We start from the raw sequence: 23,179 nt of genomic DNA, 5'->3' as shown, positions 1-23,179 counted from the left end.
TCCTCGCCCGTCAGGCCGCCCGCGCCGCGGCCTCGCGCTCCGCCTGCTCGACGAAGCGGCGGATCAGCCAGCGCCCGGCCGGTCCCGGGGGATGGCCGGTGCGGTAGATCACCGTGAGCGGCAGCCGGCGGCGCCGGACGTCGGGTAGATCCAGCTCGACGAGGCGGCCGGCGGCGATGTCCGCCTCGACCATGTGCGCGGGCATGCTGCCCCAGCCGATTCCGGCGAGCAGCAGCGTGTGCTTGGTGCTGAGGTCCGACAGCCGCCACGTGCGGTTGGCGACCACCCCGAATTCCTGATCCTGCGACAGCGGCGAGCGGTCGGTGATGACGAGCTGGACATGATCGCGCGCCGCCCCCGGCATCAGGCCGCCCGCCCCGGCAAGCGGATGGTTCGGCGCGGCGACGGGCAGCATCTCGACCTCGCCCACGGAGATCAGTTCGAGCGGATCGCTGTCGCGGGTCCACAATTCCACGGTGATCCCGAGATCGGCCCGGCCATCCGTGACGAGTTGCTGGGCTGCCCCGAGCGCCTCGACGTTGAGGCGCAAGGACACGGTCGGGAAGGCCGCCTGGAACGCGGTGAGCGCATCGACGAGCCGGGCGCCGGGCATCAGCACGCTCGACACGAAGCCGAGTTCGGCTTCGAGACCGCCGAGCAGGCCGCTCACCTTGGCTCGCAGCGTGTCGATGCCGTGGGCGACGGTGCGGGCCTCCGCCAGCACGGCCCGGCCGCCTTCGGTGAGCTGGGGCCGGCGCGTGGCCTCGCGATCGAACAGCGGCAGACCGAGCTGAAGCTCCAGATTGGCGATCGCGTAGCTGATGACCGAAGTCGCGCGGTTGAGACGGCGCCCGGCCGCGGCGAAGCTGCCGGTCTCGACCACGGTGAGGAACACCCGGAGCTGGTCGAGTGTCGGCGTCCCCGGTCCCTGCATGCGCTTATGCCCCCAACCCGGCCTCCCGCCGCGGCGAGAACCCCGACAAGCAAGCGCGAAGCCGCGGCCGAAAACGACCGAAAGCCGGCCCCCTGGCGAGGGCCGGCTTCGGGATGCGCGCGGATTTCGGGACCGTCAGCGCGCGTGATGCGTCCGCCGCACCGAGCCGGTGGTCAGGTTGGCGTCCGCCGGCAGGGTTCCGAGGCGGGTGTCGCGCGCCGTCGGGCGCTGCACGCCGCCGACATCGTCAACGAGGCCGCCCGGGGCGGTGACGGTGGGGATGCCGGCCGGGGCGTTGTAGCTCTGGGCCGAGGCGGCGGTGGTGAGGGCAAGGGCGAGGACGGAAGCGGTGAGGATGCGGGACATGGGACACTCCATCGGTGGGCGGCGGTGACGGCCGGTTCGTCCGTCATCTGATGAAGCGAAGATGGACCTGCACGAGCTTTCCGAAAACTGGAATAAGATCGAACGAAACGTTCGAGAAAGTCGAAAAGCTGGAGATGAGCTTCCGGCCGGCATGAGGCAGGGCCCGTTCGTGCCCTGGCCTGGATTCCATGGAAAAAGGGCCGGCTGCGGCAATGCGTGGCCGGCCCTTCGGACCCTTGAAACGGCGGTCGTCGGACCATCCGGATGCGTCATGCCAAATCCGGTTGACCCCTTCGGGATGACGAATTTGGTCTTCGGCTGGATCCCATCGCGCTGGCGCGATGAGTACCCTCCTCAGGCGCCGCGCGGGCTAAGCGATACGGTCCTCGCTTGGATCAAGCGGAAACCGGATCAGCGCCCGCGAACGGTGTGGGTGCCCCGGACGGTGGAGCCGGTAGTGTAGACGCCATCGACGGACACGGTGCCGTGGCGGCCGTCGCGGTCCAGGTAGCGCTCGACATTGCCCGGACCGGCGATGCCGACGAGGCCGCCCGGAGCGGTGACGGCGGGGATGCCGGCCGGAGCGTTGTAGCTCTGGGCCGAGGCGGCGGTGGTGAGAGCGAGGGTGAGGGCCGCGCCTGCAACGATGCGTGAGATCATGTCGTCAATCTCCGAGATTGGCTTCGGCGTCGCGATCAGACCAAGCGACGTCGTATGTCCCACAAACTGAGCACCAATGCCTTGTAAAACAACATGAACTGCTTTGAGCTTGTGCACATAGATACGGCATAGCAGCGATGAAGTCTCGAAGCCGTTTGGTCGATCTCGCCCGAAAAGACCAGTTTCGACTGAGTGTTAGCATCAGATTGCAGAATTTTTTGACAGAGCGCGTCTTCTGGCACGCTCCTTTCTCCGTAAGTGCTGTTGCGCACCAATCCCCGCTATCCGCACCCGTCTACGAGGGCCCGGCGGTCTCATCTGTCAGGGCGTCGTAGGGCAGCAGCTGCGTCGCGACGGGCTAAACCCCATGGTCGAGGCGCGCGAAGCGTGGGGCGTCTCGTGCGCCAACCCACATTTCGACACGCTTGAGGACCGCACCCAGCACAAGCGAACGGAGACCGACCATCTCGGCTTCGAGCGACTCATCGATCCCGTCGGCCCGATGAACCCGTGAAGGGCGCGGACCTTCACGCCCATCGACGCTGCGACCTGAGCGGCTTGTTTCACGTGAAACGCATTCTTTACCTTTGCTGCCGCCCTCAATCCGGAGACGGGGGGGCGGCCGCGGCGATGCAGGCGCAGGGGATCGGGTGCGCCTTCCGCAACGGCACCGAGCGACCGTTGCGGCAACTGCTGCCGGTGCTCGGGCGAGCCGTTCGATCGGTCCCGGCGGCACGGCCCTTGCTGAAGCCAGCCGTGCAAACGGTGGCCGGCACGGCCCGACGGGAGCCTCGACGATGCGCGCGAAACGGGCCTTTCTCGGCCTCAGCCTACCTCTCCTCGCTTGGTTCGTCGCAGCCTTCTGCCTCGGCAGCGGCGTCGCCACGGCTCCCGGCGCCCGTGCGCAGGGCACGGTGACGCCGCCGGCCGGCCAATCGCGTGTCACCGCTCCGGGCGGACGGCGCGGCAAGGCCGCCCGTTCGCACCGGAAGCGTCATCGGTGAGACGCAAGCCAGGATCCCTGCCGCCCGGCGACATCGCGCGCCCTCCTCTCCGCAACCGGAAAGTCCGTCCCATGCGTCTCATCACGACAGCCACGCTCGCTCTGAGCGTCCTCGCGGGCCTGGGCGGTGCGGCCTTGGCCCAAGGGTCGACGGGCGCCCCGGCCGGCAGCCCGGGGGCGACCGCGCCAGGCGGCACGGAGGGAGCGGCGGCCCTCCCGAACGAGCGGGAGGCGTTCCGTTCGGGCGAGGCGATCCCGGCAGCGCCCGGCACAGGCGTGCCTGTGGAGACAGCGCCGCCCCCGGCCGGAGAGCGCCGCCTGCCGCCCCCGCCACGTCCCTGACCGGCATCGAAACGCGAAGAGGCGCCGCCGGATCGCTCCGGCGGCGCCTCCATTTCCGGGGTGCCCGCCCCTACTGCGTCAGCCGGTCGTCGATCCCTTTCACGTACCAATTCATGCCGAGGATCATCGGATCGGGGGCGTGCTCGCCCTCCTTCACCGCGACCGAGCCGTCCTGCTTGAGCACCGGCCCCTGGAACGGGTGGATCCTGCCCTCGACGATCCCCTTCTTGGTCTCCTCGGCCAGCGCCTTCACGTCGTCGGGCATGTTGGTGAAGGGTGCCAGCACGACCATGCCGTCCTTGATGCCGGCCCAAGTGTCACCGCTCTTCCAGGTGCCATCGAGAACGGCCTTGGCCTCCGCGATGACGTAGCCGTTCCAATCGTCGACGATCGAGGTGAGCTGCGCCTTCGGGGCGAAGCGGTACTGGTCGGAGGATTGGCCGAAGGCGAGCTTGCCGGCCTTCTCCGCTTCCTGAAGCGGCGCAGCGGAATCGGTGTGCTGGGTCAGGATGTCGGCGCCCTGCGCCAGCAATGCCTTGGCGGCCTCCGCCTCCTTGCCGGGGTCGAACCATGTGTTCACCCAGACGATCTTGATCTTGATGTCCGGGTTGACCGATTGCGCGCCGAGCATGAAGGCGTTGATGCCGCTCACGACTTCGGGGATCGGGAAGGAGGCGATGTAGCCGACGGTGCCCGATTTCGACAGCTTGCCGGCGATCTTCCCGCAGATGTAGCGGCCCTCGTAGAAGCGGGCCGAGTAGGTGGAAACGTTGTCGGCCCGCTTGTAGCCGGTGGCATGGGCGAACTTCACCTTGGGGAATTTCCTGGCGACCTTCAGGGTCGGCTCCATGAAGCCAAAGGAGGTCGTGAAGATCAGGCCGGCGCCCGAGCGGGCGAGCTTCTCGATCGAGCGCTCGCTGTCGGCTTCGGGCACGTTTTCGAGGAAGGTCGTCTCGACTTGGCCGGGCAACGCCTCGGCCAGCGCCTTCCGGCTCAGATCGTGCTGGTAGGAATAGCCGTAATCGGCGACCGGGCCGACATAGACGAAGCCCACCTTGAGCTTGTCCGCCGCCCGCGCCGGAGCCGCCGCGACGGCCGCGCACAGGAGTGCCGCGGCCACGCGCGTGACGATGTTGCCCATCATGAGTGTCTGCCCCTTTTCGACGGCGTTGTCCGCCGCGGCTTGCCGACGCCGCGCATGGGCGCCCGAGGGGATTTCAGAGCAAGACCAGGGCCAGGAGGGCCGCGGGAGCAGGAAGCGTCAGACCGGTTCTGGGTTCGGAACCTGACCAGATCGACCATGTGACAGGTTGCTGAGGGTGGAAGGCGGAGGTTCCCTCATCGCTCAAGAGCGAACGTTCGATTGCGCAGCCTTCCTGATCGACCGCGATTCGAGATATCGCTGGCGTGGCTCACGTCACGGCGTCCGCTTCGGCGGGCATCATGGCCAGGACGATCAAGCTGATGAGGACCATGATCGGCAGCGTGATGCAGCCGAAGGCCAGATAGGCGATCCCGAAGGCTCCGCACAGGGCACCCGCGGCGAAGGTCAGAATGGCAGGCAGCACACGCAGCAGACGCGCGCGCGTCTGAGCGGGGTTGCCGGATGTTCTCAGGGCGAGATCCGTTGCATCGATGACGGCCTGGCTTACGCTCACGGTCATCACCGTGGTCGGGGCGAGATGGCCGAGCGAGAGACGACCGATCGCGTTCTGCACACCCATGGCCGCGACGGCGAGCATGCCGACGACCAGAGCCGGGGCACCGTCCGGCGCATCCAGCGGCGACAACAGGGTCCCGCACAAGCCGAAACCTGCGAGGAAGGCCGCCTCAACGGCGAGCAGCCAGGGCAGCGGGTCGGCATCCCCTTGCTCCAAGAGCAGCACGAGGATGCGGGCCCCTGCGACCGCCCCCATGAAGACGGGCAGCGCAAGAAGCTTCGCCAGCACACCCGTTGAACTCGCAACCAATTCGGCACCGATCAGGACGAAGTTTCCGGTGACATGCGCCGTGAACAGACCTGTCAGCGCGATGAAGGCCGCGGCATCGACGAAGCCTGCGACAAAGGCGAGGGCGTTTCCAGCGGACGTACCGCCCCTTGTGATCTTCAGCTTCACGAGGCTTTCTCTAGGTTGGTGGCGAGTAGGTTGCTGCGATGCATCAATTTTCGGGCAATGTTTCAGTCATCGCGATCGATATTTGGGGGCTGGTGTAGTAATCTGGCCAGTGATCGCAAAGGAACATGATCCCAGTGACCAGTAGCAGGGTCGTCAGAAGGAAGACGAGCCCTTCCGTGATCTGATGCGCCCATCTCCCGAATGTCGGGATCGCGACGAAGCCGCTGATGAAGATCATGGCTATGGCAACGGGAGCGGTCATCGGGAAAGCTCGACGAAAAGGCTCGTGAGGAGGGTTGGCCTGAACCCTAAGCCTGCCGGGCTCCAGAACGGGAAAGATATCGGCTATCACGAAGCATGATGAGCAGCCTGAGCGTCGATCAAATCCGCTCCTTCCTAGTCGTGCTCGAGAGCGGCAGCTTCACGGCCGCTGCCCAGACGCTCGGCGTGCGGCAATCCACGATCAGCGGACACATCGCGCGGCTGGAACAGGCGCTGGACCGTTCCCTCCTCATGCGGGATACCCATAGGGTCGCCCCGACGCCGGACGGCCAGGCCATGATCGGCTTTGCGCGCGACGTGCTGGAGGCGCACGACCGGCTTCGCGCCTTCTTCTCGCCCAGTGGCCTACGCGGCCGCATCCGCCTCGGCGTCTCCGAAGACTACACCCTGACAGCCCTGGCACAGGTTCTGGCGCGTTTCGCGGATCGCCACCCGTCCGTGGATCTGCAACTGACCATCGGGCTCAGCCGGGTCCTCTACCAGGGCTACGACGCGGGCGAACTGGACGTGATCTTCTGCAAACGCCGACGCGGCGATCCGCGCGGCGAGCTGGCATGGGCCGAAGAGCTGATCTGGGCGGGCCGGCCCGGCTTCGTTCCCGATCCGGCGCTGCCGTTGCCGTTGGTCCTCTATCCGCCACCGTCGATGACGCGCACCCTGGCGCTCGATGCCCTCGAAGCGGCGGGCCGCTCCTGGCGGATCGCCTGCACCAGCGGCAGCCTGATGGGGCTGCGCGCAGCCGTCGAAGCGGGTCTGGGCATCGCGCCGCACTCGGCCAGAGTGATGCCGCCGGGACTGACCCCTGTTCCGAAGACGGCCGGATTGCCTCCGATCGGCGATGTCGAGTTCGTGGTGCTCGGCTCAGGCCGCCAGCATCCCGTTGCGATGGCGTTACAGGAGACGATCCTGGGCAGCACGGCGGAGCTTCGAACCGTCTCCGTCAGGTGAGCGCTTTGCTGTCGAGCACTGCCCCGAACATCCACGGTCGGCAAGCACGGATCGCCCGAGCTGTCGTCGGGTTTCCGGCCAGGATCCACCACGACGCGAGGTAGGATGCCCCCCGACCTCGAGCATCATCCCGAAAGCTGATTGCCGGCTTTCGGAAAAGACGATGCTTCAGTGATGCCCAGCCATGTGGCGGCCGATCACCCCGGCTTCTGCTGCGGCGGCCGACGTCTCGTAGACGAGCCGCCCGTCCGACATCACGCAGATGCGGTCGGACAATTCCAGGATCTCGTCGAGATCCTCGCTGATCAACAGCACGGCGGCGCCGGCGTTGCGCGCCGCCACGATGCGGGAGCGGATCTCGGCGACCGCCGCGAAATCGAGGCCGAAACAGGGATTGACGACGATCAGGAGATCGACCGGGTCGGTGAGTTCGCGCGCGAGCACGGCGCGCTGCACGTTGCCGCCCGAGAGCGTGGCGATCGGCGCCTCCGAGGAGGCGGTCTTGACCTTGAAGCGGGCGATCAGATCCTTGGCTCGCCGGCTCATGGCGCCCCGGTCGAGCCAGAGGGTCGGCGGGCCGGCAGGATCGTCGCCGCGCCGGTCGAAGGCGCGGAAGGCGAGGTTCTCGGCCACCGACATCCGCGGCGCGCAGGCGTTGCGCAGGGGCTCCTCGGGGATGAAGCGCACCCGGTGCCGGCGGCTCTGCGCCCGCGTGCCGGCGTAGGGCTGGCCCTGCACCGCGACCCGCCCGCCGGTCGCGCGGATCTGGCCTCCGAGCACGTCGGCGAGTTCCTTCTGTCCGTTGCCGGAGACGCCGGCGATGCCGACGATCTCATGGGCGCGCACCCGCAGATCCGCGACATCGATCCGCCGCAGTCCGGAGACGTCGGTGGCGGTCAGGCCCTCCACCCGCAGGATCTCGCGCGCCGGGTCGGGCTCGCCGACCCGCGCGGCGACCGTCCGCACGGTACGCTCGCCCACCATCATTGCCGCCATGTCGTCCCGCGACAGCGCGCCGACCGCGCCGCCGCCGACGAGCCGCCCGCGCCGCAGGACGCTGAGGCTGCGGGCAAAGGCTTCGACCTCGCGGAACTTGTGGCTGATCATCAGCACCGTGAGCGTGCCCGCATCGGCCATGTCCCGCAACAGGCCCAACATCTCCTCGGCCTCGGCCGGGGTCAGCACGGAGGTCGGCTCGTCGAGGATCAGGAAGCGGGCCTTGAGGTAGAGCTGCTTGACGATCTCGAGCTTCTGCCGCTCGCCCGCCGCGAGTTCCGCCACCGGCCGATCGAGGTTCAGCCGGAACGGCATCCGCGCCATGAAGTCGGCGAGTGCTGCGCGCTCGGCCTTCCAATCGAGGATCGCGGGCGCGTCGGCCCGGCCGATGACGAGGTTCTCGGCGCCGGTCAGCGAGGGCACCAGGGTGAAGTGCTGGTAGACCATGCCGAGGCCGCGTCCTTGCGCGCCCTTCGGCCCGATGATCTCGGCCTCGCGGCCGTCGATGAGGACCGAGCCGGCGGTGGGGGCGTAGAAGCCCATCACGCATTTGACGAAGGTCGACTTGCCCGCCCCGTTCTCGCCGAGCAGGGCGTGGAAGCCGCCGGCCTCGATCTTCATCGAGACGTCGTCGAGGGCGGTGAAGCCGCCGAAGCGCTTCGTCATGCCGATGGTCTCGACAGCGAGGGCGCCGGAGCGGGCGTCGGACGGGACAGCGTGCGCGGAAGCCGCCATGATAATCTCAGCCCATCGCCGCCAGGATCGCCTCGGACGTGGCGACCGCGCCGAACACGCCGCCCTGCATCGTCACCATCTTCAACGCCGCCTCGTGGTTGCCGGGATCGGTGGCGGCGGTGCCGTCGGAGACGATCACGCATTCGAAGCCGCGGTCGTTGGCCTCGCGCATGGTGGTGTGGACGCAGACATCCGTGGTGATGCCGGTGAGGATCAGGTTGCGGATGCCCCGCGTCGTCAGGATCAGTTCGAGATCGGTGGCGCAAAACGAGCCCTTGCCCGGCTTGTCGATCACCGGCTCGTCCGGACGCGGCGCCAGCTCGGGGATGATCTCCCAGCCCGGCTCGCCGCGCACCAGCACCCGCCCGCAGGGACCGGGATCGCCGATGCCCGCCCCGATCCGGCGCGAGCGCCAGCGCTTGTTGGCGGGGAGATCCGCGAGATCCGGCCGATGGCCCTCGCGGGTGTGGATCACGGGGTAGCCGCCCGTCCGCGCGGCGGCGAGAAGCCGCGCGATCGGTTCAATCGGTGCGCGGGTGAGGGCAAGGTCGTAGCCCATGGCATCGACGTAGCCGCCCTTGCCGCAGAAGTCGGTCTGCATGTCGATGATGACGAGCGCCGTGGTCTTCGGGTCGAGCGAGCCGTCGTAGGGCCAGGGATAGGGCTCGGCGGCGACGAAGCGCCCGCCCCCGGCCGACCCGGCCGAGGGGAAGGGAATGACGCTCACTCCGCCGCCTCCCGAACCGCCGACGTCTGGCCCTCGCCATAGGCGCGGGTCGGGGCCGGAAAGCCGCACGAGGTGCCGTCCGTCACCTTCACCGTCTCCTCCCACGGCAGGCGGTAACGGCCCGCGGCGAGGTCGTGCATGTAGGTGTAGGGGCAGTCCCCCGCGCCGCCCGTCACCGCCGTGTAGCCGCGGTGACCGAGCTGGTAGATGTTGTTCTCGACGCCCCAATGCGCCCGCGCCTCGCGCACGAGGTCCGGCCGCACCTCGGCGGTGATGATCTCGTCGACGCGGCCGGTGGTGCCGTGGGCGATGACGGTGCCGTCGAAGTTGACGATCATGCCTTCGCCCATCGAGTCGAAGGTGCCGTCCGAGCCGCACATGCAGACGTTGGCGGTCACCATCAGGTTGCAGAAGGCGTTTCCCTGGTTGGTGAAGCGCCAGGATTCGCGGATCGGCGCGGTGTAGCCGGCCGTGCGGATCATGATCTCGGCGCCCTTGTAGGCGCATTCGCGCGCCATCTCCGGGAACATGCCGTCGTGGCAGATGATGAGGCCGATCTTGGCTCCCTTCGGCCCCTCGATCACCGGGATGCCGAGATCGCCCGGTTCCCAGGGCTCGACCGGTACCCAGGGGTGCATCTTGCGATAGTAGAGCTTGAGTTCGCCGGTCTCGTCGATGATGAGACCGGAATTGAACGGGTTGCCGTTCGGGTTGGCCTCCATGATCGAGAAGCAGCCCCAGATCCGGTTGTCGCGGCAGGCCTGTTTGAAGGCCGCGACCTCAGGGCCGTCGAGGGTGCACAGGATCTCGGGACGCGTGTCCATCGACAGGCCGTGCAGGGCGTATTCGGGGAAGACGACCAGATCCATGCTCGCCATGTTGGCGCGCGCCTTGGCGACCATCGCGACGATGCGCTCGGTCTGCGCGGTCACGTCGGCCCGCGTGGCGATGGTCGGCAATTGAAGCTGGACGAGGCCGATGACGACGCCGTTCGGGGATTTGTTCAGCCCACCGAGACCATTCATGAAGCGACCTTACTTGAGGGACAATTCGCCCGGCGCGCCGGTCAGCGCCCGGTCCGGCGAGGAGGTGGCGATCAGGAGCGCCAGGGTGAGGACGTAGGGCGCGGCGTAGAACAGGTAGTAGCCCTGAGAGATGCCGACGGATTGCAGGGCGGGTCCGAGTGCCCCGGCGCCCCCGAACAGCAGGGCCGCCCCGAAGCAGGCGAGCGGGTTCCAGCGGGCGAAGATGACGAGCGCCACCGCCATCAGACCCTGTCCGGACGAGATGCCCTCGTTCCACGAGCCGGGATAGTAGAGCGAGAGATAGGCGCCGCCGATCCCGGCGAGTACGCCGCCCGCGGCGGTCGCCAGGAGCCGCACGCGATCGACGTCGTAGCCCATGGCGCGCGCCGCCTCCGCGCTGTCGCCGACCACGCGCACGATCAGACCCGCCTTGGTGTTGCGGAGCGCCCACCACTGGAACAGCGCCAGCGCCGCGCCGGCCAGGAACAGCACGTTGACGCGCAGCGCCGCCTGGACCTGCGGCAGGTCGGACCAGAAGCCGAGGGGGATCGCCGGCAGCGGCGGGGCCGAGGGTTGGATGAAGGGCTTGCCGAGAAAGAAGGCGAGGCCCGACCCGAACAGCATCAGTGCGATGCCGATCGCCACGTCGTTGACCCGGGGGAAGCGGCAGATGAAGCCGTGCAGCCCGCCGAAGGCGCCGCCCGCGAGCCCCGCGACCGCCACGCCGGCCCAGGGACTGCCCGTCTGCACGGCGGTGGCGTAGGCCGACATCGCCCCGAACACGAGGGTGCCCTCCAGCCCGAGATTGATCCGCCCCGAGCGCTCGGTGATGGTCTCGCCGAGGCTCACGAACAGGAACGGCGTCGAGACGCGGATCGCGCCGCCGATCACGGCGAGCAGTACGGTCCCCAGGCCGAGATCGTCGCTCATCGCCCGTCCTCGATACCGGCTCTCACGGGGCCACCCCGCGCTTTCCCACCCAGAGATGCGGGCTGAAGGGCTTGAAGCGCCCGTAGAGCGTCTCGCTGACGAGCACGACGAGGAAGAGCAGTCCTTCGAGCACGAGGACCGTGGCGTCGGGCAGCTGCATCCGGCGCTGGATCAGCCCGTTGGAGGCTTCGATGCCGCCGAGCAGGAAGGCCACCGGCAGGATCGCCAGGGGATTGTGGCGGGCGAGGAAGGCGACGAGGATGCCGGTATAGCCGAAGCCCGCATTGAGCGAGGCGTTGGCGTTGCCGTGCACCGCCGCGACCTCGAAGAAGCCGGCCAGCGCCGCGCAGGCGCCGCCGAGCGCGGTGAAGCCGACGACGAGCCGCCCGACCGGCAATCCCTGGATCTGCGCGGCCCGCACATTGCCGCCCGCGATGCGCGCAGCGAAGCCGATCGTTGTGCGCTCGGTGAGCCCGTAGGCGGCCAGGCAGGCGAGAATGCCGATGCCGAGGCCCCAGTGAACCTCCAGGCCCGGTAGGGGGCCGACCGCGAACGCCTCGCCGATCGGCCAAGTGGAGGGCTTGTTGAGGCTGCCCGGATCGCGCAGCAGACCCTCGATCAGGTGGTTCGAGAGCGCGATGGCGATGTAGGACATCAGCAGGCTGGCGATGGTCTCGTTGACGCCGCGATAGGCGCGCAGCGCGCCGACGGCGCCGATCCAGGCCGCTCCGGCCCCTGCTGCGGCAAGCGCCATCAGCGGCACCGCGAGCATCGGGGAGAAGCCCTGGAGCGGCTGCGCTGCGGCCGCCGCGGCCACGCCTCCCAGCACGATCGCGCCCTCGCCGCCGATCACCATGAGGCCGAGCCGGGCGGGCAGAGCCACGCAGAGCGCGGCGAGCAGCAGGGGCGCGGCGCGCTGCAGGCTGTTCTGGAGGGCGAAGGGCGAGCCGAAGCCGCCGCGCCAGACGAGGTCGAGGAAGGCGAGCGGGCTCTTTCCGAGGGCGAGCAGGAAGAGGGAGAACAGCAGGAAGCCGGCAATGACCGCACCGGCCGGGATCGCCAGGGCCTCGGCCCGGCGCGCGAGCCAAGCCCGGGCCTGGAGCGAGGCCGGCGGATGGTCCGGGCCGATCACGGCGCTCTCCACGAGCGGCCGTGCGGGGGCAGTGGTGTCAGCGGCCATCGCTCAGTCCTCGCCCGCCGAGCGGCAGAAACCGTGCCAAGCCGTCCCTCACCGCCCCGCCCCGAAGCGCAGGCCCGCCCGCGCCGTGCGACGGCAGGGCGGCTGGTGCGCGGCAGCCGTTCTCGGGTGGAGCCCAGGATCCGCCGGCATCCGGCGGGATGGCAGGGGCCGCATCAGGCCGAGCCTTTCACGCCCTCGACGAGGTAGTTGGTCTTCTCCAGCTCGATCGCGTTCTCGGCGAACGCCTTGCCGGGGCCGGCGATCTCGTTGCCCTTGTTGTCCTTGAGCGGCCCCTTGATGATGGCAAAGCCCCCCTTCATCATCTCCGCCTTGACCGCGTCGGCGTTGCGGCGCGCCGCCTCGGACACGGCGGGCCCGTAGGGGCTCATCTTCACGAACCCGTCCGGCAAGCCGCCGCGCACGAAGTTCGGGGGCGCCTTGCCCGCCTGCATGTCGGCGACGAACCCCTTGTAGATCGAGGCCCAGTTCCACTCGGCCCCGGTGAGGTACTTGTCCTTGGCCAGCGCCGACTGGTCGGCGTGGTAGCCGCAGACGAAGGCCCCGCGCCGCGCGGCGGTCTCGACCACGACCTTGGGACCATCGACGTGGCAGGTGATCACGTCGGCCCCGGCGTCGATGAGCGCGTTGGTCGCCTCCGCCTCCTTGACCGCAAGCGACCACTCGCCGGTGAAGATCACCTGCAGGTTGATGGACGGGTCGACGCTGCGCGCGCCGAGCAGGAAGCCGTTGACGTTGTTGAGCACCTGGGGGACCGGCTTGGCCGCGACGAAGCCGAGCCGCTTCGATTTCGAGGCGTGGGCGGCGACGATGCCGTTCAGGTACTGCCCTTGCGCGATGTAGCCGAAATACGAGCCGGCGTTCTTCGGGTTCGCCTCGGTCCAGAGGCCGCCGCAATGGCGGAACTGCACCTTCGGGTTCTTCTTGGCCTCGATCAGGACGTGCGGATCGAAGTAGCCGAACGAGGTCGGGAAGACGAGGCTCGCGCCGTCCAAGTTGATCATGCTCTCCATGGTCTTCTGGACGTCGGTGGTCTCGCGGACGTTCTCCTCCTCGACCACTTGGACACTGGGGAGCGCCTTGAGGGCGGCCGCCCCTTGGGCGTGGGCTTGGTTGTAGCCGTAATCGTCCTTCGGCCCGACATAGATGAAGCCGATGGTGAGCGGGCCGGCGGCCCGGGCGCGGCCGAAGGGCAGCGCGCCGAGCGAGAGGGCGGCCGCGCCGCCGAGCAGATGTCTGCGGGAGAAAGGATGGGCTGACACGAGGCGCGATCCGTCTTTCCAGGCCGTCTGCACAAGCTTGGCAAGCATCGATCCTGTTCCGCGTAGAGAAAAGAGCAAAATTTCAGCATCGGAACGCTGGTCAACCGGCAGGGAAAACCCTGTCGAATTGGATGGCACGCCTAAAAACATATCTGCGGATGCTTGCTTTCGCGCCAGCCCTCCTCCGAAGACGCCTCATCGACTCGGGGCGAAGACGCGGCCGAGCGCCGCCGGTGCCAGCGAGCCGCCCCGACGCCGGCCGAGCGACAGCAGGACGAGGGCCAGGATGGTGGCGAGATAGGGGGCCGCCGAGAGCAACTGGCCCGGCAGGCCGAGACCCGCGGCCTGGGCGTGAAGCTGGAGCACGGTCGCCCCGCCGAAGAGCAGCGCCCCCGCGGCCACCCGCAGCGGCTGCCAGGAGGCGAAAACCACGAGCGCCAGGGCGATCCAGCCCCGTCCGGCCGTCATCGCCGGCGCCCAGAACGGCGTGTAGGCCAGCGACAGGTAGGCGCCCGCCAGCCCCGCGCAGGCACCGCCGAACAGCACCGCGAGGAAGCGGACCTTGCGCACCTTGAGCCCGAGGGCGTGGGTCGCGGTGTGATCGTCGCCGATGGCGCGCAGGGTCAACCCGGCGCGGGTGCGCCAGAGGAACCACCACACCCCCGCGACGAGGAGGAGGGCTGCGTAGACGAAGGCGTCGTGTCCGAACAGCAGCCGGCCGATCCCGGGGAGGTCGGTGAGGCCGGGCAGATGGAGATGGGGCGCCGGATCGCGCTTCATCCCGACATAGCCGGCGCCGACGAGGCCGGAGAGCCCCAGCCCGAGGATCGTCAGCGCCAGTCCCGAGGCGACTTGATTGGCCGCCAGCCCCACGGTGAGAATGCCGAAGAGCGCGGCAAGCAGCAGGCCCGCCCCGGCCCCGCCGAGGGCACCGAGCCCGGTCGATCCGGTCTCGGTCGCGACGGCGAAGCCGGCGGCCGCGCCCAGCACCATCATGCCCTCGACGCCGAGATTGAGCACGCCGGCGCGCTCCACGACGAGTTCACCGATGGCGGCCAGGATCAACGGGGTCGCTGCCGTCAGCACCGTGACGAGCACCATCTGGACGATGTCGAGGCTCATGGTGTCACCCGTGTGCTCGCGCCGCCCGGCACGATCCGAACGTGGTAGCGCGTAAGCACGTCAGCCCCGAGCACGAGGCAGAGCAGCAGCCCTTGGAAGGCGCGGGTCAGGTCGAGCGGCAGTTTCAGGTCGATCTGAGCCCCCTCCCCGCCGATCGTCGTCAGGGCGATGACGAGCGCTGCGAGCAGGATGCCCGGCGGGCTGAGGCGCCCCAGGAAGGCGACGATGATGGCGGTGAAGCCGTAGCCCGGTGAGATCTCCGGCTGAAGCTGGCCGATCCGTCCGGCCACCTCGCAGATGCCGGCGAGCCCCGCCGCGCCGCCGGAGATCGCGAAGACCGAGAGCGTCAGCCGCGCGTCCGAGAAGCCGGCAAAGCGGGCTGCCCGCGGGCTCGCGCCGACGGCGCGCACCTCGAAGCCGAACAGGGTCCGCGCCAGGACGAGGGCCGCCAGCACGATTCCCAGAAGCCCGATGAGCACGCCCGCGTGGAGCGACTCGCCCTCCATCAGCAGGGGCAACCGGGCGGCGTCGGCAAAGCTGACGCTCTGCGGGAAGTTGTAGCCCTGCGGATCGCGCAAGGGCCCGCGCACCATGTAGTCGAGCAGCAACTGCGCGACGTAGACGAGCATCAGGCTGGTCAGGATCTCCGAGACGCCGAGCCTGACCCGCAGCAGCGCCGGGATCATCGCGTAGGCGATGCCGGCACACGTGCCGGCGATCAGCATCGCGGGCAGGATCCAGACGGTAGGCCCCTGGAAACCGTGCGCGGCAACCGCGACCCAGCCCCCCGCGAGGCCGCCGGCCACGTACTGGCCCTCCGCCCCGATGTTCCACAGGTTGGCGCGGTAGCAGAAGGCGAGACCGGTCGCGATCAGGGCGAGCGGCGCGGCCTTCAGCGCGACCTCCTGCAGCGACCAGACCTCGCTCAGGGGCGCGACGAAGTAGGTGAGGAAGGCCTGTTCCGGCGCCACGCCGAGGGCCGCGACCGCGACCCCGCCGATCAGGACCGCGGCGAGGAAGGCGAGCGCGGGCGCGAGCAGGTCGAGCCAGGGCGACCGGCGCGCGCGGGGGAGGAGATCAAGGCGCATCGCGCATCCCGTTCATTCCTGGCTGGCTTCTCACGCTTGCGGGGCGGATCAGGGTGGGTTCAGGACACGGGCGCGACGGCTCGGGCCGCGGCCGCCGCCGGAGGCTCGCCGGTCTGCGGCTCCGGCTCGCCGGCCCCGCCCATCAGCAGCCCCAGGGCCGCGCGGCTGGTCGCAGCGGCCGGGACGGGCCGCGAGAGCGCGCCGGCATGCAGCACGGCGATGGAATCGGCGATCTCGAACAACTCGTCGAGATCCTGGCTGATCACGATCACCGCGCTCCCCCGGCCGGCGAGATCGAGCACGGCCTGCCGGATATGGGCGGCGGCGGCGGCATCGACGCCCCAGGTCGGCTGGTTGATGACGAGGATGCCCGGCTCGGCCAGGATCTCGCGCCCGACCACGAATTTCTGCAGGTTGCCGCCCGAGAGCGTGCCGGCCGCCGGGTCCGGTCCGGCCCCGCGGACGTCGAAGGCGTCGATCACCCGCCGGGCGAGCGCCCGCGCCGCGACGAGCCGCAGCAGGCCCAGCCAAGTGAGCGACGCCGTGGCGTGGCGGGAGAGCAGCGCGTTCTCCGACAGGGTCATGGACGGGACGGCGGCGTGGCCGTTGCGCTCCTCGGGCACGAAGGCGGCCCCGAGCCGGCGCCGGGCATTGATGCCGAGATGACCCGCCGCCCGGCCGTCGAGGCGCACGGCCCCGGCCGCCGGGGCCCGGCTCTCGCCGGACAGGGCGTCGAACAACTCCGCCTGCCCGTTGCCGGCGATCCCGGCGATGCCGAGGATCTCGCCGCCCGCGACGCAGAGCGCGATCTCCCGCAGCGGCGTCCCGTGCAGGCCGGGCGCGGGCAGCGACAGGCGCTCCAGCACCAGGCGCTCGGGGCGGCCCGCGCGGGCCGCCTTCGGCCGCACCTCGCTCACCCCCGCGCCGACCATCATCGCGGCAAGCGAGCGGGCGGTCTCCGCCTGCGGATTGCAGGTGCCGACGACCCGGCCACCCCGCAGGATCGTGGCCCGGGTGCAGAGGCGGCGCACCTCGTCGAGCCGGTGGGAGATGTAGAGCAGGGCGCGGCCCTCGTCGCGCAGGCGTTCCAGCACCGAGAACAGCACCTCCGCCTCGCCCGGCGTCAGCACCGAGGTCGGCTCGTCGAGGATCACGAGCTTCGGGTTCTGGAGCAGGCAGCGCACGATCTCGATGCGCTGGCGCTCGCCCGCCGAGAGCGACCAGACCGGCCGCGCGGGATCGAGATGCAGGCCGTAATCCGCCCCGAGCCGGGCGATCCGCTCCGCCAGCGCCCGGCCCGTCAGCCCGGCGGGCATGACGAGGGCGATGTTCTCGGCGACCGTCAGGTTCTCGCACAGCGAGAAGTGCTGGAACACCATGCCGATGCCGAGCGCCCGCGCGGCCTCGGGGTTCGCCAGCCGCACGATGTCGCCCTGATGCGTGACGACGCCCTCGCTCGGCTCCAGGAGGCCGTAGAGGATCTTCATCAGGGTCGATTTGCCGGCGCCGTTCTCGCCGAGCAGGGCGTGGATCTCGCCGGCGCGGATCTCCAGATCGATGCCGTCATTGGCGGTGAAGGCGCCGAAGCGCTTGACGATGCCGTAGGCCCCGAAGAGCGGGGTCGGGCCTCCCCGCGAGGCCGGCGCAGCGGATGCGGTCGCCATCAAACCGTCCCGAACAGGCTGCGGGCCAGCCGGGTGTGGTCCTCGCGCAGGCGCCCGGTCTCGAGGCCGAGCGGCTGCCCGTCGATCACCCGCCATGCGCCCGCGACCATGACCCGGTCGGCCCGGTGGGCGCCGCAAAGGACCAGCGCCGCGAGCGGGTCGTGGGCACCGGAGAAGCGCAGTTCGTCGAGGGTGAACAAGGCCAGATCCGCCTCCCGGCCCGGCTCGATCCGGCCGATATCGCTGCGCCCGAGGCAGGCGGCGGAGCCTTCCGTCGCCCAGCGCAGGGCGTCGAGATGGGTCACGGCCTCCGCGCCGTAGGTGAGCCTATTGATCATCAGGGCGTGGCGCACGCCCTCGATCAGGTTGGAATTGTCGTTCGAGGCCGAGCCGTCGACGCCGAGGCCCACGGGCGAGCCTGCCGCCTCCAGCTCGCAGGTCCGGCACTGGCCCGAGGCCAGCACCATGTTCGAGGTCGGGCAGTGGCACACGCCGACGCCGGCCGCGCCGAGGCGCCTCACCTCGTCGTCGTTGAAATGGATGCCGTGGGCGAGCCAGGCCCGCGAGGTCATCCAGCCGACCTCTTCGAGATAGTCCACCGGGCGCTGTCCGAACGCCTCCAGGCAGAAGGCGTTCTCGTCGAGCGTCTCGCCGAGATGGGTGTGCAGGCGGCAATCGTGGCGCTCGGCGAGCGCCGCGCTCTCGCGCATCAGGCGCTTGGTGACGTTGAACGGCGAGCACGGCGCGAGCCCGATCTGCACCATCGCGCCGGGCGCGGGATCGTGGAACAGGCGCAGCACCCGCTCGCTGTCGGCCAGGATCGTGTCGTCGTCCTGCACCAGCGACTCGGGCGGCAGGCCGCCGTCCTTCTCCGACAGGCTCATGGAGCCACGGGTGACGAAGGCGCGGATGCCGAGGGAGCGCGCCTCTTCGACCTGGATGTCGACGGCGCTCTCCAAGCCCTTCGGGAACAGGTAGTGGTGGTCGCCTGCCGTGGTGCAGCCCGAGAGCAGCAGTTCCGTGTAGGCGAGCCGCGTCGCCAGCCGGAAGGCGTCCGGGGTCAGCCTCGGCCAGACCGTCGAGAGCGCCTTCAGCCAGGGAAACAGTGGCTTGTTGATCGCGACCGGATGGGCACGTGTCAGCGTCTGGAAGAAGTGGTGGTGCGTGTTGACGAGGCCGGGGATGACGACGTGGCGCGAGGCGTCGACGATCTCGTCGACCGGGTTCGCGGGCCGGGCGCCCGCGGCCACGAATTCGGCGATGCGGGTGCCCTCCACCACGAGCCCGCCGCCGGCCCCGTCCGCGAGGATCGCCAGCGGATCGCGCAGCCAGAGACGGCGGGGGCGAGAGCTCGATTCCATCATCCGGCTTCGCTTCCTGTCGGAGATCAGAAGATGTGGAAGGCGACGCCGGCGAGGAAGCTCTTCTCCTCAGTGCCCTTGAAGGTCGCCGTCTCCTGGTTGCCGAACTTGTTCAGCCAGTACTGGAAGCCGATGAAGACATCGACCTTGTTGGGCTGATCGTAAACGAGCTTGCCGAGATCGAGCACGAGGTTGGTGCGCGACAGGAATTCCAGCCCGCGCGGCGGGTTGAAGGCGAAGGCGGCGGGGTTGTTGCTGATGCCGCGGCCCTTGGGCAGGACGATGTTGTTGAAGCCGGCCAGCGTCAGCGGCAGGCCGGTGAAGGTCAGCGGCAGGTTATAGACGATCTCGAATTCGGGGACCGTGTTGAAGCTCTGGTCGCGGTCGGGCTGGATGTTGAAGCCGTTGCGGTTCCATTCCTTGTAGGCGTGGACCGACAGGTTCAGGAAGCCGGCCGGCACGTCGAAGGCGAAGTTCAGGCCGCCGACGACGTCGCGCTTCTTCGAGCCGAAGGCGTCGTTCTGCGAATTGGCGTCGAAGCCGAAGGAGAGCGAGACTTCCTTGACGATGCCCGGGAAGGCGAAGGCCTTGGTGCCGGTCAGGGCGTTCAGGCTGAGCGTACCGCGGTAGAGGCCGTAGGCTTCGGTGTTGCCGTAATCGGCGAAGGTCGGAACGCCACCGGGGGTGTTGGTCGTGCCGGCGGGGAACTGCGACCCGGACTTGAGGATGTCGAGGGAGAAGAAGTTCGTGCCGTAGGCCCAGGCATCGGCGTGCGAGATGTTGAGGATGTGCTTGGGCGCCTCGCGCGAGCGGAAGCTGCCGTCGGGGCGCTGGATCTGGATTCCGGGCGTGACGGTCGGAAATTGCCAGCGGTAGCTGACCTGCGTGTCCGCGAAGAGGAAGAACGGCACTTCCTTCGCGGCCACCGCCTCGGGGGCCCGCTTCTCCCCGAGATCCGCCGCGACCGCCGTACCGACCGTGAAGAGCGACAGCGCAACGGCCGCGAACCCCCGAACCGACATTCTTGTTCTCCTCGTCCTTCCGTTGGTCGGACGGCAGCAACGGGGGTGCCAACGCTCAACAGACTGCGTCCTCCGGGTGCCTGCGCGGCGGCATAAGTCACAAATACGCAACACTTTCGCGCGGCCGCCGGCCGGATCGCCCGTGTATGGCCGGAGCAACGCTCCTTTTGAGATCGGCAGACGTGGGAGGGCGCGCCTTCGTCGCCGCGAGGTGAGGAGTGGAAACCGTATCCCGTCGGCTTGCCGCCCGGTCATCCTGCGCACGGAATGGACGTGATGCCGGCAAGAACCCGGTGCGGGAGAAGTTTGCGGGCATGGCGGCTCGCGCCGCGCGACCGACGCCGGCTGCGTACCACCGCCGGATGCCCAGGCCGGCGCCAGCCTGACGACACTTCGTGCATCGAAGACGATGATCGAGCACGATTTTTCGGAAGCCGCCCGCCATCATCCCGGCGGCCCGGACGCTCTCCGGGCTCCGGCCCCGTGCGATCGCTTCGAGGTAGCCCATGCCCGCCCCGCAGCCCCTTCTCGACGCCGAGCCTGCGCCCCTGCCGTTCGATCCGGCCCGGACGGCCCTCGTCGTCATCGACATGCAGCGCGACTTCCTCGAACCCGGCGGCTTCGGCGAGAGCCTGGGCAACGACGTCTCGCTCCTCGCCGCCGCGGTGCCGGCCGCCCGCGCCCTGCTGGCCGCCGCGCGCGCGGCCGGCCTCCTCGTCGTCCACACCCGCGAGGGACACGCGCCCGATCTCTCGGACGCCCCGCCGGCCAAGCTGGAGCGCGGCGCGCCGACGGCGCGCATCGGCGAGCCGGGCCCCATGGGCCGCATCCTGATCCGTGGCGAGCCGGGCCACGACATCGTTCCCGAACTCGCCCCCCTCCACGGCGAGCCGGTGATCGACAAGCCGGGCAAGGGCGCCTTCTACGCGACCGGCCTCGCGGCCCTGCTGGAGGCGCGCGCCATCGAGACCCTGATCGTCTGCGGTGTGACGACGGAGGTCTGCGTGCACACCACCGTGCGCGAGGCCAACGACCGCGGCTATCGCTGCGTCGTCGTCGGTGATGCCTGCGGCTCGTACATCCCGGCCTTCCACGAGGCGGGCCTTGCCATGATCAAGGCCCAGGGCGGCATCTTCGGCTGGGTCTCGCACTCCGCTGCGGTGATCGCCGCCCTCGGTCGGGCGTGAGGCGCGCCTGAACGGCGGAACGGCCGCGGGCGGGCCGGCCGTGGCGCGGCCATTGCAGCGGCTGCCAAGCGCCCGATCCTCAGGGGGGAACCGATGACCGATCACGCTGCGCCCACGCCGATGCCCGATCTCGACGCCTATGCCGCGGCGGCGGCAGCCCTGCTGGGCCTCGCCCTCGATCCGGCCTGGACCGGGGCGATCGCCGCTAACCTTCGGGTGCTCCATGCGGCGGCAGCCCTCGTCGGCGGGTTCCCGCTGCCCGACACCGCCGAGGCGGCCCCGGTCTACACGGCGTGAGCGCGACGACGGATTGGAGCCTCGCCTCGGCCTCCGACATCGCCGGGGCCGTTTCGACGGGGAGGGTGGGCGCCCGCGACGTGGTCGCCGCCGCGTTCGACCGCATCGCCCGCATCGATCCGGCGGTGAACAGCTTCACCGACCGCCTGGCCGCCCGCGCCATCGCCCGCGCCGCGGACCTCGACGCCGCGCGGGCCCGCGGGGACGCTCTCGGCCCCCTCGCCGGAGTGCCGTTCGCGGTCAAGAACCTGTTCGACGTCGCCGGGCTTCCGACGCGGGCGGGCTCGCGGATCAACCGCGAGCGGGCGCCGGCCACCCGCGACGCCGCCCTGGTCCGGCGGCTGGAGGCGGCGGGCGCCGTCCTGGTCGGGACCCTCGGCATGGGTGAGTACGCCTACGATTTCACCGGAGAGAACATTCACGACGGCAACACCCGCAACCCGCACGCCCTCGACCACATGTCCGGCGGCTCGTCCGGCGGGTCGGGTGCGGCGGTGGCGGCGGGGCTGGTGCCGGTCGCGTTGGCTTCGGACACCAACGGCTCGATCCGCGTGCCCGCCGCCTTCTGCGGCTGCTTCGGGCTCAAGCCCACCTATGGCCGGTTGAGCCGGGCCGGGAGCTTCCCCTTCGTCGGCAGCCTCGACCATCTCGGTCCGATGGCACGCTCGAGCCGCGATCTCGCCCTGGCCTACGACGCCATGCAGGGGCCCGATCCCGAGGACCCCGCCGTGGCGCCTCGCCCGGTCGAGCCAGCGGTTCCGGACCTCGACCGGGGCGTCGCGGATCTGCGCATCGCGGTGGCCGGCGACTACTTCGCGCAAGGGGGCGACCCGGAGGCCTTCGCCGCCGTCGCGCATGTCGCCCGTGCCCTGGGCGTGACCCGCAGCGTCGCGATCCCGGAGGCGGCCCGGGCGCGGGCGGCGGCGTACCTCATCACCGCGGCCGAGGGCGCCGCGCTGCATCTCGACCGGCTGCGTGCCCGCGCCGGCGACTTCGATCCGGCGGTGCGCGACCGACTCATCGCCGGGGCGATGCTGCCCGCCCCCTTCGTGGAACGGGCGCAGATTTTCCGCCGCTGGTATCGCGACGCCGTGCTGGAACTCTTCCGCGGGGTCGACGTGATCCTCGCGCCGAGCACGCCGGTCCGGGCGCCGCGCTCCGGCCAGACGACCTTTGTGTTGGACGGCGTCGCGTTGCCGGTGCGGCCCAATATCGGCGTGTTCACGCAGCCGATCTCCTTCATCGGCCTGCCCGTGGCCGCGGTGCCGGTCTGGCTCGACGGCGGCCTGCCGCTCGGCGTGCAGGTCATCGCCGCGCCCTGGAACGAGGCGCTCTGCCTGCGGGTGGCGCATCACCTCGAACGCGAGAGCGCGGTCCGGGCGCCGGTCGCGACCTTGGAGGAGACGTGATGTTCATCGACGATCCCGCGGTGAAGGCCGAGGTCGAGCAGGTCTTCGCGACCTACGAGGCGGCGCTCGTCAACAACGACGTCGCGACGCTCGAACGCCTGTTCCACGACGATCCCCGCACGATCCGCTACGGCGCGGCGGAGAATCTCTACGGCATGGACGCGATCCGCGCCTTCCGCCGGGTGCGGCCCGCGCAGGGCCTCGCCCGCGACCTCTCAGGCACCGTCATCACCACCTTCGGCCGCGACTGCGCCGTGGCGATGACGCTGTTCCGGCGCGAGGGCGCCCCCGGCCGAGTCGGACGCCAGAGCCAGACCTGGCTGCGCTTTCCCGACGGTTGGAAGGTGGTGGCGGCCCATGTCAGCGTCATCGACGACGCTCCCGGTGGGGGCGCGAGCGGTGCCTGACGCGTCACCGCGCGCGGTGCAGGCCGGGCGGCCGTTTCAGGCCCTCCGATCCATGCCGGCGACAGGCGGCTCGGCCCCCGCACGGCGGTCAGGGGTC

25 protein-coding genes are annotated in these 23,179 nt (G+C 69.9%); 8 read left to right on the top strand and 17 right to left on the bottom strand.

Annotated elements, in window-relative coordinates; translation table 11 throughout:
• Positions 1-10: 10 nt before the first annotated feature.
• The 3 genes from MKK50_RS20145 to MKK50_RS20135 form a co-directional block, all read right to left on the bottom strand.
• Positions 11-934 (bottom strand): LysR family transcriptional regulator, encoded by a 924-nt coding sequence (locus MKK50_RS20145; protein WP_499024868.1) that lies wholly within the window; start codon positions 932-934, stop codon positions 11-13.
• Positions 935-1,069: 135 nt separating this feature from the next.
• The gene (locus tag MKK50_RS20140) at positions 1,070-1,300 is read right to left on the bottom strand and encodes a hypothetical protein (RefSeq protein WP_499024867.1); all 231 of its coding nucleotides are present in this window, start codon (positions 1,298-1,300) and stop codon (positions 1,070-1,072) included.
• 411 nt (positions 1,301-1,711) lie between these two features.
• Positions 1,712-1,960, bottom strand: coding sequence for a hypothetical protein (locus MKK50_RS20135; RefSeq protein WP_253373490.1), 249 nt, complete (start codon positions 1,958-1,960; stop codon positions 1,712-1,714).
• A gap of 367 nt (positions 1,961-2,327) precedes the next feature.
• On the opposite strand from MKK50_RS20135, the gene MKK50_RS20130 reads away from it, so the two are divergent.
• The 3 genes from MKK50_RS20130 to MKK50_RS20120 all read left to right on the top strand — a co-directional run bounded on the left by MKK50_RS20130 (position 2,328) and on the right by MKK50_RS20120 (position 3,305).
• A complete protein-coding gene (locus MKK50_RS20130; protein ID WP_499024866.1) occupies positions 2,328-2,474 on the top strand; it encodes a hypothetical protein in 147 nt (48 codons plus the stop codon).
• Positions 2,475-2,757: 283 nt separating this feature from the next.
• Positions 2,758-2,964, top strand: a complete 207-nt coding sequence (locus MKK50_RS20125; RefSeq protein ID WP_253373489.1) for a hypothetical protein — start codon at positions 2,758-2,760, stop codon at positions 2,962-2,964.
• 71 nt (positions 2,965-3,035) lie between these two features.
• Entirely contained in the window at positions 3,036-3,305 is a 270-nt protein-coding gene (locus MKK50_RS20120) for a hypothetical protein (protein ID WP_499024864.1), read from the top strand.
• A gap of 70 nt (positions 3,306-3,375) precedes the next feature.
• Here MKK50_RS20120 and MKK50_RS20115 read toward each other — a convergent pair whose 3' ends face one another.
• The 3 genes from MKK50_RS20115 to MKK50_RS20105 form a co-directional block, all read right to left on the bottom strand.
• A complete protein-coding gene (locus MKK50_RS20115) occupies positions 3,376-4,449 on the bottom strand; it encodes a BMP family ABC transporter substrate-binding protein (protein WP_499024861.1) in 1,074 nt (357 codons plus the stop codon).
• 268 nt (positions 4,450-4,717) lie between these two features.
• A complete protein-coding gene (locus MKK50_RS20110) occupies positions 4,718-5,422 on the bottom strand; it encodes a YoaK family protein (protein ID WP_499024859.1) in 705 nt (234 codons plus the stop codon).
• Positions 5,423-5,465: 43 nt separating this feature from the next.
• Entirely contained in the window at positions 5,466-5,684 is a 219-nt protein-coding gene (locus MKK50_RS20105) for a hypothetical protein (RefSeq protein WP_499024858.1), read from the bottom strand.
• A 98-nt stretch (positions 5,685-5,782) separates the two neighbouring features.
• Between MKK50_RS20105 and MKK50_RS20100 the strand changes: the two genes are divergently transcribed.
• Positions 5,783-6,652 carry a LysR family transcriptional regulator gene (locus tag MKK50_RS20100; RefSeq protein ID WP_499024857.1) on the top strand — a complete coding sequence of 290 codons (870 nt, stop codon included), beginning with the start codon at positions 5,783-5,785 and terminating at the stop codon, positions 6,650-6,652.
• Between the two features lie 168 nt (positions 6,653-6,820).
• On the opposite strand, the gene MKK50_RS20095 is transcribed toward MKK50_RS20100, so the two are convergent.
• From MKK50_RS20095 to MKK50_RS20045, 11 genes are all read right to left on the bottom strand, one after another.
• Positions 6,821-8,383, bottom strand: a complete 1,563-nt coding sequence (locus MKK50_RS20095) for an ABC transporter ATP-binding protein (RefSeq protein WP_499024854.1) — start codon at positions 8,381-8,383, stop codon at positions 6,821-6,823.
• Positions 8,384-8,390: 7 nt separating this feature from the next.
• Positions 8,391-9,110 carry a biuret amidohydrolase gene (biuH, locus tag MKK50_RS20090; protein WP_499024853.1) on the bottom strand — a complete coding sequence of 240 codons (720 nt, stop codon included), beginning with the start codon at positions 9,108-9,110 and terminating at the stop codon, positions 8,391-8,393.
• A complete protein-coding gene (locus tag MKK50_RS20085) occupies positions 9,107-10,135 on the bottom strand; it encodes a formamidase (protein ID WP_499024851.1) in 1,029 nt (342 codons plus the stop codon). The genes biuH and MKK50_RS20085 overlap by 4 nt, the downstream gene beginning before the upstream one ends.
• 9 nt (positions 10,136-10,144) lie before the next feature.
• Complete coding sequence (locus tag MKK50_RS20080) at positions 10,145-11,065, bottom strand: ABC transporter permease (RefSeq protein ID WP_499024849.1); 921 nt, start codon at positions 11,063-11,065, stop codon at positions 10,145-10,147.
• A 22-nt stretch (positions 11,066-11,087) separates the two neighbouring features.
• A complete protein-coding gene (locus MKK50_RS20075) occupies positions 11,088-12,245 on the bottom strand; it encodes an ABC transporter permease (protein WP_499024848.1) in 1,158 nt (385 codons plus the stop codon).
• Between the two features lie 173 nt (positions 12,246-12,418).
• A complete protein-coding gene (locus tag MKK50_RS20070) occupies positions 12,419-13,525 on the bottom strand; it encodes a BMP family ABC transporter substrate-binding protein (RefSeq protein WP_499024847.1) in 1,107 nt (368 codons plus the stop codon).
• Positions 13,526-13,720: 195 nt separating this feature from the next.
• On the bottom strand, positions 13,721-14,647 hold the full coding sequence (locus MKK50_RS20065; RefSeq protein WP_499024845.1) for an ABC transporter permease: 927 nt from the start codon (positions 14,645-14,647) through the stop codon (positions 13,721-13,723).
• The gene (locus tag MKK50_RS20060) at positions 14,644-15,735 is read right to left on the bottom strand and encodes an ABC transporter permease (protein ID WP_499024844.1); all 1,092 of its coding nucleotides are present in this window, start codon (positions 15,733-15,735) and stop codon (positions 14,644-14,646) included. The genes MKK50_RS20065 and MKK50_RS20060 overlap by 4 nt, the downstream gene beginning before the upstream one ends.
• A 59-nt stretch (positions 15,736-15,794) precedes the next feature.
• The gene (locus tag MKK50_RS20055; protein ID WP_499024843.1) at positions 15,795-17,399 is read right to left on the bottom strand and encodes an ABC transporter ATP-binding protein; all 1,605 of its coding nucleotides are present in this window, start codon (positions 17,397-17,399) and stop codon (positions 15,795-15,797) included.
• Positions 17,399-18,763 (bottom strand): 8-oxoguanine deaminase, encoded by a 1,365-nt coding sequence (locus tag MKK50_RS20050; RefSeq protein ID WP_499024842.1) that lies wholly within the window; start codon positions 18,761-18,763, stop codon positions 17,399-17,401. Before MKK50_RS20050 ends, MKK50_RS20055 begins: the two co-directional genes overlap by 1 nt.
• Before the next feature lie 23 nt (positions 18,764-18,786).
• Positions 18,787-19,782 carry a hypothetical protein gene (locus MKK50_RS20045; RefSeq protein ID WP_499024841.1) on the bottom strand — a complete coding sequence of 332 codons (996 nt, stop codon included), beginning with the start codon at positions 19,780-19,782 and terminating at the stop codon, positions 18,787-18,789.
• Between the two features lie 506 nt (positions 19,783-20,288).
• On the opposite strand from MKK50_RS20045, the gene MKK50_RS20040 reads away from it, so the two are divergent.
• The 4 genes from MKK50_RS20040 to hpxZ all read left to right on the top strand — a co-directional run bounded on the left by MKK50_RS20040 (position 20,289) and on the right by hpxZ (position 23,082).
• On the top strand, positions 20,289-20,969 hold the full coding sequence (locus tag MKK50_RS20040; protein ID WP_253373472.1) for a cysteine hydrolase family protein: 681 nt from the start codon (positions 20,289-20,291) through the stop codon (positions 20,967-20,969).
• 93 nt (positions 20,970-21,062) lie between these two features.
• Positions 21,063-21,266 carry a DUF4089 domain-containing protein gene (locus MKK50_RS20035; RefSeq protein WP_499024839.1) on the top strand — a complete coding sequence of 68 codons (204 nt, stop codon included), beginning with the start codon at positions 21,063-21,065 and terminating at the stop codon, positions 21,264-21,266.
• Positions 21,263-22,675, top strand: coding sequence for an AtzE family amidohydrolase (locus MKK50_RS20030; protein WP_499024838.1), 1,413 nt, complete (start codon positions 21,263-21,265; stop codon positions 22,673-22,675). Before MKK50_RS20035 ends, MKK50_RS20030 begins: the two co-directional genes overlap by 4 nt.
• A complete protein-coding gene (gene hpxZ, locus MKK50_RS20025) occupies positions 22,675-23,082 on the top strand; it encodes an oxalurate catabolism protein HpxZ (RefSeq protein WP_499024837.1) in 408 nt (135 codons plus the stop codon). The genes MKK50_RS20030 and hpxZ overlap by 1 nt, the downstream gene beginning before the upstream one ends.
• The last annotated feature ends 97 nt before the right edge of the window (positions 23,083-23,179 follow it).

Origin of the sequence: Methylobacterium sp. J-043 (assembly GCF_022829505.1) — a bacterium.
Classification (GTDB): Bacteria; Pseudomonadota; Alphaproteobacteria; order Rhizobiales; family Beijerinckiaceae; genus Methylobacterium; species Methylobacterium extorquens_A.
This window is presented reverse-complemented; position numbering and strand designations above follow the sequence as displayed.

What these genes read in the sequence shown, in the direction of transcription:
- MKK50_RS20060 (WP_499024844.1), bottom strand. Translation starts at nt 15,735, where the DNA reads ATGCGCCTTGATCTCCTCCCCCGCGCGCGCCGGTCGCCCTGGCTCGAC.
- MKK50_RS20115 (WP_499024861.1), bottom strand. Translation starts at nt 4,449, where the DNA reads ATGATGGGCAACATCGTCACGCGCGTGGCCGCGGCACTCCTGTGCGCG.
- MKK50_RS20145 (WP_499024868.1), bottom strand. Translation starts at nt 934, where the DNA reads ATGCAGGGACCGGGGACGCCGACACTCGACCAGCTCCGGGTGTTCCTC.
- MKK50_RS20045 (WP_499024841.1), bottom strand. Translation starts at nt 19,782, where the DNA reads ATGTCGGTTCGGGGGTTCGCGGCCGTTGCGCTGTCGCTCTTCACGGTC.
- MKK50_RS20035 (WP_499024839.1), top strand. Translation starts at nt 21,063, where the DNA reads ATGACCGATCACGCTGCGCCCACGCCGATGCCCGATCTCGACGCCTAT.
- MKK50_RS20085 (WP_499024851.1), bottom strand. Translation starts at nt 10,135, where the DNA reads ATGAATGGTCTCGGTGGGCTGAACAAATCCCCGAACGGCGTCGTCATC.
- MKK50_RS20065 (WP_499024845.1), bottom strand. Translation starts at nt 14,647, where the DNA reads ATGAGCCTCGACATCGTCCAGATGGTGCTCGTCACGGTGCTGACGGCA.
- MKK50_RS20050 (WP_499024842.1), bottom strand. Translation starts at nt 18,763, where the DNA reads ATGATGGAATCGAGCTCTCGCCCCCGCCGTCTCTGGCTGCGCGATCCG.
- MKK50_RS20140 (WP_499024867.1), bottom strand. Translation starts at nt 1,300, where the DNA reads ATGTCCCGCATCCTCACCGCTTCCGTCCTCGCCCTTGCCCTCACCACC.
- MKK50_RS20095 (WP_499024854.1), bottom strand. Translation starts at nt 8,383, where the DNA reads ATGGCGGCTTCCGCGCACGCTGTCCCGTCCGACGCCCGCTCCGGCGCC.
- MKK50_RS20105 (WP_499024858.1), bottom strand. Translation starts at nt 5,684, where the DNA reads ATGACCGCTCCCGTTGCCATAGCCATGATCTTCATCAGCGGCTTCGTC.
- hpxZ (WP_499024837.1), top strand. Translation starts at nt 22,675, where the DNA reads ATGTTCATCGACGATCCCGCGGTGAAGGCCGAGGTCGAGCAGGTCTTC.
- MKK50_RS20135 (WP_253373490.1), bottom strand. Translation starts at nt 1,960, where the DNA reads ATGATCTCACGCATCGTTGCAGGCGCGGCCCTCACCCTCGCTCTCACC.
- MKK50_RS20130 (WP_499024866.1), top strand. Translation starts at nt 2,328, where the DNA reads ATGGTCGAGGCGCGCGAAGCGTGGGGCGTCTCGTGCGCCAACCCACAT.
- MKK50_RS20125 (WP_253373489.1), top strand. Translation starts at nt 2,758, where the DNA reads ATGCGCGCGAAACGGGCCTTTCTCGGCCTCAGCCTACCTCTCCTCGCT.
- MKK50_RS20055 (WP_499024843.1), bottom strand. Translation starts at nt 17,399, where the DNA reads ATGGCGACCGCATCCGCTGCGCCGGCCTCGCGGGGAGGCCCGACCCCG.
- MKK50_RS20040 (WP_253373472.1), top strand. Translation starts at nt 20,289, where the DNA reads ATGCCCGCCCCGCAGCCCCTTCTCGACGCCGAGCCTGCGCCCCTGCCG.
- MKK50_RS20075 (WP_499024848.1), bottom strand. Translation starts at nt 12,245, where the DNA reads ATGGCCGCTGACACCACTGCCCCCGCACGGCCGCTCGTGGAGAGCGCC.
- MKK50_RS20080 (WP_499024849.1), bottom strand. Translation starts at nt 11,065, where the DNA reads ATGAGCGACGATCTCGGCCTGGGGACCGTACTGCTCGCCGTGATCGGC.
- MKK50_RS20100 (WP_499024857.1), top strand. Translation starts at nt 5,783, where the DNA reads ATGAGCAGCCTGAGCGTCGATCAAATCCGCTCCTTCCTAGTCGTGCTC.
- MKK50_RS20120 (WP_499024864.1), top strand. Translation starts at nt 3,036, where the DNA reads ATGCGTCTCATCACGACAGCCACGCTCGCTCTGAGCGTCCTCGCGGGC.